Source organism: Janthinobacterium sp. 13 (genome assembly GCF_002749695.1).
GTDB lineage: Bacteria > Pseudomonadota > Gammaproteobacteria > Burkholderiales > Burkholderiaceae_D > Janthinobacterium > Janthinobacterium kumbetense.
This window is the reverse complement of record NZ_PEEQ01000001.1, coordinates 3,563,833-3,575,642: the sequence shown is the minus strand read 5'-3', so window position 1 is coordinate 3,575,642 and position 11,810 is coordinate 3,563,833. Positions and strand designations below refer to the sequence as shown.

The 11,810-nt window shown below is 62.2% G+C and carries 14 protein-coding genes; 7 read left to right on the top strand and 7 right to left on the bottom strand.

Going from position 1 to position 11,810, the window contains the following annotated elements; genetic code table 11:
- The first annotated feature begins 136 nt into the window (after positions 1-136).
- Both CLU94_RS15650 and CLU94_RS15645 read left to right on the top strand, forming a co-directional pair.
- On the top strand, positions 137-925 hold the full coding sequence (locus CLU94_RS15650) for a helix-turn-helix domain-containing protein (protein WP_257218828.1): 789 nt from the start codon (positions 137-139) through the stop codon (positions 923-925).
- A 52-nt stretch (positions 926-977) separates the two neighbouring features.
- Complete coding sequence (locus tag CLU94_RS15645; protein WP_257218827.1) at positions 978-1,370, top strand: VOC family protein; 393 nt, start codon at positions 978-980, stop codon at positions 1,368-1,370.
- 6 nt (positions 1,371-1,376) lie between these two features.
- Here CLU94_RS15645 and CLU94_RS15640 read toward each other — a convergent pair whose 3' ends face one another.
- Positions 1,377-2,282, bottom strand: coding sequence for a LysR substrate-binding domain-containing protein (locus CLU94_RS15640; protein ID WP_180278673.1), 906 nt, complete (start codon positions 2,280-2,282; stop codon positions 1,377-1,379).
- A 160-nt stretch (positions 2,283-2,442) separates the two neighbouring features.
- Here CLU94_RS15640 and CLU94_RS15635 point away from each other — a divergent pair, with 160 nt between their 5' ends.
- Together CLU94_RS15635 and CLU94_RS15630 are read left to right on the top strand one after the other, a co-directional pair.
- Complete coding sequence (locus tag CLU94_RS15635; protein WP_034745726.1) at positions 2,443-3,621, top strand: acyl-CoA dehydrogenase; 1,179 nt, start codon at positions 2,443-2,445, stop codon at positions 3,619-3,621.
- The gene (locus CLU94_RS15630) at positions 3,621-4,868 is read left to right on the top strand and encodes a CaiB/BaiF CoA transferase family protein (protein ID WP_099666272.1); all 1,248 of its coding nucleotides are present in this window, start codon (positions 3,621-3,623) and stop codon (positions 4,866-4,868) included. Before CLU94_RS15635 ends, CLU94_RS15630 begins: the two co-directional genes overlap by 1 nt.
- 64 nt (positions 4,869-4,932) lie before the next feature.
- Here CLU94_RS15630 and CLU94_RS15625 read toward each other — a convergent pair whose 3' ends face one another.
- The 3 genes from CLU94_RS15625 to CLU94_RS15615 are packed head-to-tail and all read right to left on the bottom strand — an operon-like array spanning position 4,933 to position 6,726.
- Complete coding sequence (locus CLU94_RS15625) at positions 4,933-5,259, bottom strand: barstar family protein (protein WP_099666271.1); 327 nt, start codon at positions 5,257-5,259, stop codon at positions 4,933-4,935.
- 8 nt (positions 5,260-5,267) lie between these two features.
- On the bottom strand, positions 5,268-6,077 hold the full coding sequence (gene dapB, locus CLU94_RS15620; protein ID WP_099666270.1) for a 4-hydroxy-tetrahydrodipicolinate reductase: 810 nt from the start codon (positions 6,075-6,077) through the stop codon (positions 5,268-5,270).
- A 19-nt stretch (positions 6,078-6,096) separates the two neighbouring features.
- Entirely contained in the window at positions 6,097-6,726 is a 630-nt protein-coding gene (locus tag CLU94_RS15615; protein WP_099666269.1) for an outer membrane protein assembly factor BamE, read from the bottom strand.
- 196 nt (positions 6,727-6,922) lie between these two features.
- On the opposite strand from CLU94_RS15615, the gene fur reads away from it, so the two are divergent.
- Positions 6,923-7,354 carry a ferric iron uptake transcriptional regulator gene (gene fur / locus CLU94_RS15610; RefSeq protein WP_034778781.1) on the top strand — a complete coding sequence of 144 codons (432 nt, stop codon included), beginning with the start codon at positions 6,923-6,925 and terminating at the stop codon, positions 7,352-7,354.
- Between the two features lie 51 nt (positions 7,355-7,405).
- Here the strand turns inward: fur and hrcA are convergent, their stop codons facing one another.
- Complete coding sequence (gene hrcA, locus CLU94_RS15605) at positions 7,406-8,422, bottom strand: heat-inducible transcriptional repressor HrcA (protein ID WP_034745713.1); 1,017 nt, start codon at positions 8,420-8,422, stop codon at positions 7,406-7,408.
- Between the two features lie 102 nt (positions 8,423-8,524).
- On the bottom strand, positions 8,525-9,250 hold the full coding sequence (locus tag CLU94_RS15600; protein ID WP_180278672.1) for an HAD family hydrolase: 726 nt from the start codon (positions 9,248-9,250) through the stop codon (positions 8,525-8,527).
- Positions 9,251-9,495: 245 nt separating this feature from the next.
- On the opposite strand from CLU94_RS15600, the gene CLU94_RS15595 reads away from it, so the two are divergent.
- On the top strand, positions 9,496-10,095 hold the full coding sequence (locus tag CLU94_RS15595) for a hypothetical protein (RefSeq protein WP_099666267.1): 600 nt from the start codon (positions 9,496-9,498) through the stop codon (positions 10,093-10,095).
- A gap of 3 nt (positions 10,096-10,098) precedes the next feature.
- A complete protein-coding gene (locus CLU94_RS15590; RefSeq protein ID WP_143451433.1) occupies positions 10,099-10,713 on the top strand; it encodes a hypothetical protein in 615 nt (204 codons plus the stop codon).
- A 186-nt stretch (positions 10,714-10,899) separates the two neighbouring features.
- Here CLU94_RS15590 and mmsB read toward each other — a convergent pair whose 3' ends face one another.
- Positions 10,900-11,802: a 3-hydroxyisobutyrate dehydrogenase gene (mmsB, locus tag CLU94_RS15585; RefSeq protein WP_099666265.1), complete on the bottom strand. Its 903-nt coding sequence runs from the start codon at positions 11,800-11,802 to the stop codon at positions 10,900-10,902.
- Positions 11,803-11,810: the final 8 nt, after the last annotated feature.

Here is an 11,810-nt window from a genome sequence, read left to right as displayed (position 1 = left end):
CCAATAGTGGATATGAACCGAGCATTATACTGGTTGTCGCCGCCCGATAGCGCGGCGCGCCGGCGGCCCGGTCTCGCATATTTCGGCCGGCGCACAATTATGCTATGCCGTATGCAACAATACATATGCCACAATCTTGTTCTTTGCATCAACGCCGACCATGATCGTCTACCAGGAATATCCGCCCATCCCCGCCCTGTGGCCATGGCTGGACTGCGTCTGGACGTGTCGCGTGCAAACGGGCGCCACGCCCCTGACGCACCAGGTCTTGCCAGACAATTGCATCGACATCCTGTGCCAGGACCAGCAGGACGCCAGCTTTGCCGTAGGCATGATGACGGCGCCGATTGCCGTCCTCAGCCAGGGTCTCGTGCAGACGGTGGCGGCCCGCTTCAAGCCGGGCGCGGCCGCACGCTTTTTCCAGCTGCCGTTGTGCGAACTCAGCGATGGCCGCACGGGCTTGCAGCAACTGTGGGGCCGCGAGCTGGCGGCGCGCCTGGCTGACGCGCTGTGGAGCGAGTCCTTGTCCAATGCGCAAAGAATTTCTATTTTGCAAGATTATCTGCTGCTGCGCCTGCGCACCGCGCCGCCACGGCGCCAGGCCGGCGCGGCCGAACATGCCATCGCGGCCATCGAGCGCGCATCCGGCCAGGTGCGCGTGGAGGGCCTGGCGCAGCAACTGGGCGTATCGCGCCAGCACCTGGCGCTGCAATTTCGCCAGCAAGTCGGCATCAGCCCGAAGCTGTTTGCCCGCATCTGCCGTTTTCGCGCCGCCAGCCAGGGCCTGACAAGCCTGGCGGGACAGCCGGACTGGGCGCAAGTGGCCTTGCAATATGGTTATTTCGACCAGTCGCACCTGATCCACGACTTCCAGGATTTCACCCGCAGCTCGCCCGAGGCGTGGCTGACGGGCCGGCGTGCATGACCACCTTCCATTTTTCCAATCGCGCGGCGCGCGCCGGTGGCATCATGGCGTCATGCATTTCAACCAACAGGAGCAGAACATGATCAAGGGCTTGCGCACCGTCACCTATCCCGTCCCCGACCTGGACAAAGCCAAGGCCTGGTACAGCCAGGTTTTCAGCACGGCGCCCTATTTCGACCAGCCGTTCTATGTCGGCTTTGCCATCGGCGGCTTCGAGCTGGGCTTGCTGCCGGGCGGCGAAGCGGGCACGCAGGGCAGCGTGACGTATTGGGGCGTGGACGGCATCGAACAGGAAGTCGAGCGCATCGTTGCGCTGGGCGGCACCCTGCACCACCCGATCACGGACGTGGGCGACGGCATCCGCACGGTGGAATTGCTCGACCCGTTCGGCAACCAGATCGGCCTGATCGACAATCCCCATTTCGATACGGCCAAGGTGGTTTGAATTGCCTCAGGCCGCTTCGCCCTGCAGCCATAGCCGGAACTGCTGCAAGGCCGTCTTTTCATGCGCCGTTTCAGGCGTGATCAGGTAATACGCGCGCTGACCGCGCAGTGGGCGCTCGCATGCGATCTGCAATTCGCCACGCGCCAGTTCCGCTTCGACCAGCATGCGTGGCAGCAAGACCACGCCCTGCCCTTGCACGGCCGCCATGGCCAGCATGGAAAACAGTTCGTAGCGGGCGCCGTAGTGCGCCCCGTCGCGCCCCTCGCCCTCGACCTGCATGGCGTCAAACCACTGGCGCCAGGCGCCCGGGCGCGTACTTTGTTGCAACAAGGTCAATTCCAATAAATCCTGCGGCTGCCACTGACTGCGCGCCGCCAGCAGGCGGGGGCTGGCGACGGGCACGATTTCTTCGTGCATGAGCAAGGTGGCGCGCGTGCCGGGCCAGCGCGCCAGCTGCTCGGGCGTGCCCGCGTACAGGGCGCCGTCGTATTCCGTATCGGCAAACATGAACGGTTTTGTATAGGCGTCGATATGCACGACGATGTCCGGATGCAAGCCTGCCAGCGAAGACAGCCGCGGCATCAGCCAGCGCGTGGCAAACGTGGGCACGGAAGCGAGCTGCAAGGCCCCGCCGCCGCCCTGGCGCGCCATGGTGTCGAGCGTGTCGCGCTCCAAGCCATCGAGGCGGGCGGCGATCTGCCGTGCATACGCGGCGCCGGCACTGGTCAGCAGCACGCCATGGCGCGTGCGCTGGAACAGTTGCACCCCAAGAAAAGTTTCCAGGGACGAAATCTGGCGCGACACGGCGCTTTGCGTCAGCGACAGTTCGCGCGCCGCATGCGTGTAGCTCTGGTGGCGCGCGGCCGCCTCGAAGCAGTTCAGCGCTTGCAGCATGGGGATTTTGCGTGACATGGGAATATCCGGCCGGTAAAAGAACGCCAGTATGCCGCAAGATATGCGTAGCACGCATGTCTGGGTGCGAAAAAATCGTTTGCGCAAGGCTAGGCAAAAACCTACCATGAGCCATATTCAATCTTGCGCCGATCACCGGCGCTCACCTGCGAGGCCTGTCATGAGCAAAACCGTATTCGACTGGAATTCCCCCCTGCTGCTGGAAGAACAACTGACGGGCGACGAACGCGCCGTGCTGGAAGCGGCCCGCGACTATTGCCAGGGCAGCCTGGTGCCGCGCGTGCTCGAATCGTTCCGCCATGGCCGCACGGACGCGGCCATCTTCCGCGAAATGGGAGAACTGGGCTTGCTGGGCACGACCATTCCCGAGGAATACGGCGGCGCCGGCCTGAACTATGTCTGCTACGGCCTGGCCGCGCGCGAAGTCGAGCGCGTCGATTCGGGCTACCGCTCAATGATGAGCGTGCAATCGTCGCTGGTGATGGTGCCGATCAACGCTTTCGGCAACGAAGAAACCAAACAGAAATACCTGCCGAAACTGGCGACCGGCGAATACATCGGCTGCTTTGGCCTGACGGAACCGAACCACGGCTCCGACCCTGGCAGCATGGTCACGCGCGCGCGCAAGGTACCGGGCGGCTATAGTCTCTCCGGCGCCAAGATGTGGATCACCAACAGCCCGATTGCCGACGTGTTCGTCGTCTGGGCCAAGGATGATGAAGGCGCGATCCGCGGCTTCGTGCTGGAAAAAGGCTGGAAAGGCCTGTCGGCGCCGGAAATCCACGGCAAGGTCGGCTTGCGCACCAGCATCACCGGCGAAATCGTCATGGATGAAGTATTTTGCCCGGAAGAAAACGCCTTCCCGGACGTGCGCGGCTTGAAAGGCCCGTTCACTTGCCTGAACAGCGCCCGCTACGGCATCGCCTGGGGCGCACTGGGCGCGGCAGAAGACTGCTACCTGAAAGCACGCCAGTACACGATGGACCGCCAGCAATTCGGCCGCCCTCTTGCTGCAAATCAACTGGTGCAAAAGAAACTGGCCGACATGTTGACGGAAATCACCATGGGCTTGCAAGGCTGCTTGCGCCTCGGCCGCATGAAGGATGAAGGCTCGCCGGCCGTGGAAATCACGTCCATCATGAAACGCAACAGCTGCGGCAAGGCGCTGGACATTGCCCGCGTGGCGCGCGACATGATGGGCGGCAACGGCATTTCCGACGAGTTCGGCGTCATCCGCCACCTGGTCAACCTGGAAGTGGTCAACACCTACGAAGGCACGCACGATGTGCACGCGCTGATCATCGGCCGCGCCATCACCGGCATCGCCGCGTTCAACTAATGGACGCCTTGGCTTCCACCCTGCGGCCCGCACCGCTGACCGGCTTGCGCGTGCTCGACCTGTCGCGCGTGCTGGCCGGCCCGTGGGCCGGGCAAATGCTGGCCGACCTGGGCGCCGACGTCGTCAAGGTTGAACAGCCGGGCCGCGGCGACGACACGCGCTCCTGGGGGCCGCCGTATCTGAAAGACGAGGATGGCCGCGACACCGCCGAGGCCGCCTACTTCCAGTGCGCCAACCGCAACAAGCGTTCCCTGTGCATCGACCTGGCCGCCCCGGAAGGGCAAGCCCTGGTGCGCCGGCTGGCCGCCGAGGCGGACGTGCTGCTGGAAAATTTCAAGCTGGATGGCTTGAAGCAATACGGCCTCGATGCGGCCAGCTTGCTGGAACTCAACCCGCGCCTCGTGTATTGCTCGATTACCGGCTTCGGCCAGGATGGGCCGTACGCGGCGCGCGCCGGCTATGACTTTTTGATCCAGGGCATGGGCGGCTTGATGAGCATCACGGGCGTGCCCGACGGCCAGCCGGGCGCCGGGCCGCAAAAAGTGGGCGTGGCGCAGACGGACATCCTGACGGGCTTGTACGCCACCATCGCCGTGCAGGCGGCGCTGGCCGAACGGGAACGCTCGGGCCTGGGCCAGCATATCGACCTGGCCCTGCTCGACGTGCAAGTGGCCGCGCTGGGCAACCAGGCCGCCAATTACCTGTGCGGCGGCAAGGTGCCCCAGCGCATGGGCAATGCGCATCCGAACATTGTTCCATATCAAGACTTCCCCACGGCCGACGGCGACATGATTCTGGCGATCGGCAACGATGGGCAATTCTCGCGCTTTTGCGCCGTCGCCGGCCACCCGGAATGGGCGCAGGACGAACGTTTCGCCACCAATCCGCAGCGCGTGGCGCACCGCGCAATCCTGATTCCGCTGATGCGCCAGGCCACGGTCATGCGCACGACGGCCGAGTGGATCAGCGCCTTCGAGGCGCAAGCCGTGCCGTGCGGCCCCGTCAACCGCATCGACCAGGTCTTTGCCGACCCGCAAGTGGTGGCGCGCGGCTTGAAAGTGGAGATGCCGCATCCGACGGCGGGCACGGTGGCGCTGGTGGCCAATCCCGTGCGCCTGTCGGGCTCGCCGGTGCAGTACCGCTTGCCGCCGCCGCTGCTGGGGCAGCATACGGACGAGGTGTTGCAGCAATGGCTGGGCCTTGATGGCGGCCAGATCGACGGCTTGCGCGAACGCAAGGTCGTCTAAAGAAAAACGCCGGGCAGTGGCAACACTGTCCGGCGTTCTTTATTGATTCAGCCTTATTTCAGCCTTATTTCAGCACCAGTTTCAGCGCCGGTTTTTCACCGTAATCTTCATAGCGCTCGTTGATGCCGGCGATACAAAACGTGATTTCTTCCAGTAAATCAGGCACTTGCGCCTTCATGCTTTCGGCGTCCTGCACCACGATGTCGAGCACTTCGTTCGGCTTCAAACGGAATTGCGTCATGTTTTCGTCGTCGCGCAGGTAGCTGAGGCAATCGACCCAGGCATCCATGCTGTTGCCGTAAAACTCGGGGAAACCGAAGGCTTGCACGCATTGCGCGTGGAAGCTCGCTGCGTCGGTGATGTCTTTTCCATTCAGGATGGCAGTGGCCATGGTCTTCCTCAGTTCTTCAGCGACAGCACATCCTGCATGTCGAACAGGCCGGTGGGCTTGTCGGCCAGGAAACGCGCGGCGCGCAGGGCGCCGTGGGCGTAGGTGACGCGGCTGCTCGACTTGTGGCTGATCTCGATGCGCTCGCCGATGCCGGCAAACAACACCGTATGGTCGCCCACGATATCGCCGCCGCGGATGGTGGCAAAGCCGATGGTCGACGGGTCGCGTTCGCCCGTCACGCCTTCGCGGCCGTACACGGCGCATTCCTTCAGGTCGCGTCCCAGGGCGCCGGCCACCACTTCACCCATTTGCAGGGCCGTGCCCGACGGCGCATCGACCTTGAAGCGGTGATGGGCTTCGATAATTTCAATGTCGTAGCCTTCGGACAAGCTTTTCGCGGCCAGTTCCAGCAATTTCATGGTGACATTCACGCCCACGCTCATGTTCGGCGCGAACATGATGGCCGTCTTTTCGGCGGCGGCGGCAATGGCGGCCTTGCCAGCGTCATCGAAACCGGTGGTGCCGATGATCATCTTGATGCCGTGCTCGGCGCAATACGCCAGGTGCTGCAAAGTGCCTTCGGGGCGCGTGAAATCGATCAGGAAGTCGGCGTTCGCCAGGCCCTTCGCCAGGTCGGACTGCGTCAGCACGCCGGCCGGCTTGCCGAGGAAGGCGGCGGCATCCTGTCCGATCGATGGCGAACCGGCACGGTCGAGCGCGCCGGCCAGCACGGCGTCGGGCGCATTGCTGACCGCTTCGATCAGGATATGGCCCATGCGGCCGCTGGCGCCAGCGATGGCAATTTTCAGTTCAGTCATTTTATTCTCTTACAGCAACTTATTTGGTGGGTTCGGCAGCAGGTGCAGGTGCAGGCTCGGCGGCAGGTGCAGGCGTCACTTCCGGCTTGCTCACAGGAATGGCAGGGGCGGCATCGGCCGGCACGGGCACGGCGCTCGGCGCCACGGGCGACGGCACGGCGGCGGCTGGCGCGTCGGCCTTGGCGACCTTGGCGAACGGCGACGGACCGGCGATGCGGTCGATGTATTCTTTCTCCGTCGGCAAGTTACCGCCTTCGAAACGTTCAACCTTGCCATCCTTGCCGAAGTACACGACCACGCGGCTGCTGGTGGTTTCGCCACTGCCCCGTGCCAGGCGGAATGGATAATCCCAGCGGTCGGCATGGAAGATATCAGTCAGCAGCGAGGTGCCGAGGACGAAACGCACCTGGTCGCGCGTCATGCCCACTTTCAACTGGGCCAGCATCTCTTCGGAGACAAAGTTGCCTTGTTGAATGTCAGGACGGTAGGGCGAGAAAAACCACATGAATTTTTGCAGCGGCGTAATGGTGGTCGTTTGTGCGCCCTGTTCGGGAACCAGTTCCTTGCCTTCTTTTTGAGCAGCTGCCGGCTTTTCGCCCAGGATGCCACGGTTGGCGCAGCCGGACATGGCCAGCGCGACACAGACCATGCCTGCCAAGACTGGTGCTCGAAATGGAATACGGTGCCAGAGAGATGGCAATACAGCCGGTGTTACGCGCATAAATGACCTCAATTGGATGAACAAAACGCCAGGAGTGACCGGCCCGCCAAAAAAAAGCATATTTTGGCACTCCCCGACAAAACGCTATATGATAAAGCACCTGACCCACATACGAGCAACAAACATGAGTAACAATCCTAGTGATCTCAAGGCAAGCGGCCTGAAAGCCACCCTGCCACGGCTGAAGATACTCGATATCTTCCAGAGTAGCCCGGTACGCCACCTGACCGCGGAAGACGTCTACAAGATTCTGCTGGCCGACAATATGGATGTCGGCTTGGCAACTGTCTACCGCGTCCTCACGCAATTCGAACAGGCCGGCTTGCTCAATCGCAACCATTTTGAAACCGGCAAGGCGATTTTCGAGCTCAACGAAGGCTCCCACCACGACCATCTGGTGTGCCTCGACTGTGGCCGGGTCGAAGAATTCTTCGACGAAGACATCGAAGTGCGCCAGCAAAAGGTCGCCGAAGAACGCGGCTTCAAGATCGCCGAACACGCTTTGGCCATCTATGGCAACTGCATCAAGACGGCTTGCCCGCACAAAACAGCCTGACCCAAGCCGGCCGTTTCCGCAAGGGAACGGCCGGCGCGCCAGGCAGTATGATCAATGATGGCTCAGCGCGCTTGACAGCAGCTTGGCCGTGATATCGACGATCGGGATGACGCGCTCGTAAGCCATGCGCGTCGGCCCGATCACTCCCAACGTTCCCACGATCTTGCCGTTGACTTCATACGGCGCCGTCACCACGCTCATCTCATCCATCGGCACCAGGTTCGATTCGCCGCCGATAAAAATCTGCACGCCCGTCGCCTTGCTCGACACGTCGAGCAACTGCATCAAGCCCGTTTTTTGCTCGAACATGTCGAACATCTGGCGCAGCGAATGCATGTTCGACGACAGATCGCTCACGCTGAGCAAGTTGCGCTCGCCGGAAATCACCATGTCATCGCTATGGTCGGCCATCGCTTCGCTGCCCGCTTCCACGGCCGCCTGCATCAAACTGCCCATATCGTCGCGCAACTGGCGCAATTCGCCCTGCAGGCGCACGCGCACGGCGTCGAAGGACAGGCCGCCATAATTCTGGTTGATGTAATTGGCCGATTGCACCAGTTGCGCCGGCGTATAGTCGGCCTCCGTCAGCAATAAACGGTTCTGCACGTCGCCGCCGGGCGCGACGATGACGAGCAGGATGCGTTTTTCCGACAGGCGCAGGAATTCGATTTGCTGGAACACGGATTCGCGGCGCGGACTGAGCACGACGCCGGCAAATTGCGACAGCGACGACAGCATCTGCGCCGCGTTGGCGATGGTTTTTTGCGGTTGCGGCGTCTGCAGGCGCATGCGCGATTCCACCAAGTGCTCGTCCAGGTGCCGCACGGTCAGCAAGGTGTCGACAAAGATGCGGTAGCCGCGCGGCGTGGGGATGCGTCCGGCCGAGGTGTGCGGACTGGACACATAACCGAGCTCTTCCAGGTCGGCCATGATGTTGCGGATCGTGGCCGGCGACAGGTCCAGGCCGGAAATTTTCGACAAGGCGCGCGAACCGACCGGCAGGCCGTCGGCGATATATCGCTCGACCAGGGCTTTCAGCAGTGTTTGGGCACGTGTATCGAGTTGCATGGTGTTTTATTTAGGCAAGTATTTTGTTAAGCAAGCGGCAACGAAAGCGGCCGAACGTGCGTCAACAGCGCCTATTATGCACGTTCGCCCGGCCTGCGGCGATCAATCTTCCAGTTGCCCTTGCAGCCACAGCAACAATTCATCAAAGTTGGCGCAGATGGCGTCGGGCTGCACGCCGGTGGCCAGGTGCGCATCGCTGCCCTTGCGGTTCATCCAGACGGCGCGCATGCCCGCCCCCTGCGCTCCCGTCACGTCGAAATACAGGTCGTCGCCGACATACACGGCTTCATGGGGCGCGACGTCCAGCGCGGCGCAAGCTGCCAGGAAGATGCTGGCGTCGGGCTTGGCCACGCCAAAATCGCTGGCGGCGATCGATACCTTGAAATGCTGCGCCAGGCCGATAATGTCAAGGTCCGCATTGCCATTCGAGATCGAACCGACCAGCATGCGCTGGCGCATCCAGGCCAGGCCCGGCAAGACGTCGTCATAGGGCTGGACGCGGTTGCGCGCGGCCAGGAATTGCAGGATAGCGCCGTCGACCAGGGCGGGATCCTCGCCGGCAGCCTCGAAGGCGGCCAGCAGGCCCGCGCGGCGCAACTCGATCAGGTTGCCATGGAAATGCGGTTGTTCCTTGAGCATGGCCAGGCGGTGCTGGCGCAGCACCTCGATGGAAAACTGCCGCGCCACCTTGGGCGCATGCGTGGCCAGCCAGTCGTGCAGCAGGGTTTCCGCGGCGGCGATCACGGGCGCGATGGGCCACAAGGTATCGTCGAGGTCGAACAGGATGGCCTTGGGCGGCACGGCGGGTTTTACAGGGGCAAGGGACATGGGACTCACAATGGGATGCTGCGTCACGCTGCGCAGGGTGCGTCTATTGTCGCACCGATCGACGCCGCCGGCATGGCTGCGCCCCCGTGAAATGGGGCCGGGCCAGCGCTTCCCGGCGAAAAATTGTTACAGGGTGATACAAGGCAAGGTCATCCAGCTTGCCAGATAGACTAAAATAGGCGCCATTCCAATGCGGCGCCAGCGTCCGCGTTGCGCTACCCAACTTAATTCGTTTTGGAGAATGTATGAAAAATTTGTACCTGCGCTCGATGCTGGCGGCGGCTTGCGCCGTCACCCTGGCAGCCTGCGGCGGCAGCGGCGGCAACCTGTATCTGCAAGTCTCAGTCAGCGGCCTGGCCAAGGATGGCCTGATTCTCCTGAATGACGGGGAACGCTTGCCGGTTCCTGTGGGCCAGGGCACCGTCGTCTTCACCAAGCTGGTCAAGAACGATGACCGCTACAATATTACCATCGCGGAACAGCCCAAGGGCGCCGTTTGCACCATCGCCAATGGCGCCGGCAAGGCATCGAGCTATTCCGTGAACACGGCCTTGGTGAGCTGCACAACCAACAGCTACCCGCTGAATGGCACGATCACAGGCCTGAGCGCCGATGGCTTGCGCCTGGTGATGGGCCCCAAAGGCATCACCCTGTCGGCTGGCGCCACCGCCTACACATTCACTTCGGTAGCTGACGGCGCCCCGTACGGTATTTCCATACTGGCTCAGCCAACGGGCCTGACGTGCCGCTTCCAGGGTTCAAAGAGTACCGACGCCAGCGATACGGTCGGCACGATGGGCTCTGCCGCCACGACCGCGGCCACACTTGACTGCACGCCGCAGTAATCCTTGCGATCCGTCACCTATTTTTTGGAGAAATACATGAAGTTATCCTGCTTGCGCCCACTCGCCGCGCTGCTGCTGACCCTGGGACTGGCCGCTTGCGGCGGCAAGGCCTCGTATGAGGTCGGCGGAACGATCTTTGGCTTGACCAATGAAGGGCTGATCCTGGCAAATGGCAGCGACACCCTCCCGGTTCCTGCGGGCAAAACGTCGTTCACTTTTATCAAGCGCATCGACTATGGCACCGACTACAACATCACCTTCAACAAACAACCGGCCCACATGACTTGCAGCATCAGCGGCGGTTCCGGCTCGGCTGGTCATTACATCAATATCAGCGCCGCTGTTACTTGCTTGCAAAACAAATATACCGTGGGCGGCACGATTTCCGGCCTGACCGTGGATGGCCTGGTGCTGATTAACGGTAGTACAATAACAACGGTGGCCAAGGACACCACGACGTTTACCATGGCCGGCCCAGTCGACTATGGCGACACCTATGCCGTCAGCGTCTCCGTTCAGCCGAAGGGTCTGCAGTGCGACCTGGCCCCAGGTACCGAAAAAGGCACCATGGGCGAAGGGAATGTAACGACGGTGAAGATCGCCTGCAAACCCGTCTGAGTTGCGGCAACGGTAGCCGCCAGGCGGCTACCGGGAAGAGATATCATGGGAATCTATAATTGATATTCCAAAGATAAATTGGAGTTATATGTGGCGATGCAGCATAATGCATCTGTCTCCTCCAACTCTTCCAAGAATTGGATTTAGCCCGCTTTTACCAGCGGGCTTTTTTTTGCCCAGAATTTCTCACGCGGGTTTATTCAAGCCCGGCTGCAACATCTGCACGATGCTGGAAAAATCCTGCTGCGCATAACCGGCTTGCGCATGCATCTGGTACATCTGCCGCACCAGCCCGCCCAAGGGCGTGGGCGCGTTCGCCGACAGGGCCGACTGCTGCGCCAGGCCCAGGTCTTTCAGCATCAGCGCCGTGCCAAAGCCGCCCGTGTAATTGCGCGACGCGGGCGTGCCATCCATGACGCCGGGCCACGGGTTATACACTTCCAGTGTCCAGTTGCGGCCCGAACTCTTGGCCATGATGTCGGACAACACTTTCGGATCCAGGCCATGCGCCACGCCAAGATTCAGCGCTTCGGCCGTCCCCGCCATCAAGATGCCCAGCAGCATGTTGTTGCAAATCTTCGCCACCTGGCCCGCGCCCGCCTCGCCCGCATGGAAGATGTTCTTGCCCATCTTTTCCAGCAAGGGACGCGCCTGCTGCAAGCCTGCTTCGCTGCCGCCGACGATAAAGGTCAGGGTGCCGGCCGCCGCGCCCGCCGTGCCGCCCGAGACGGGCGCATCGATCATGGTAAAGCCCCGCTCGCTGGCCGCCTGCGCCACTTGCCGCGCCACATCGGCGGCGATGGTGCTGCAATCGATGAACAGGGCGCCGGGCTTGGCCGAGTCCAGTACGCCGCCCGCCGCCAGGTACAGCTCCTGCACATGCTTGTTGGCTGGCAACATGGTGATGACGGCGTCGGCCGTCTGCACGGCCGCGCTGGCGGACGCGGCCGCCGTGGCGCCCGCCTCGACGAGCGACGCCACTGCCGCCGGCGTCAGGTCGAATACGGATACGTGGAAGCCGGCGGCCACCAGGTTGCGGGCCATCGGCGCGCCCATGTTGCCCAAGCCGATGAAAGCGATATGTTGCATTTTTGAAG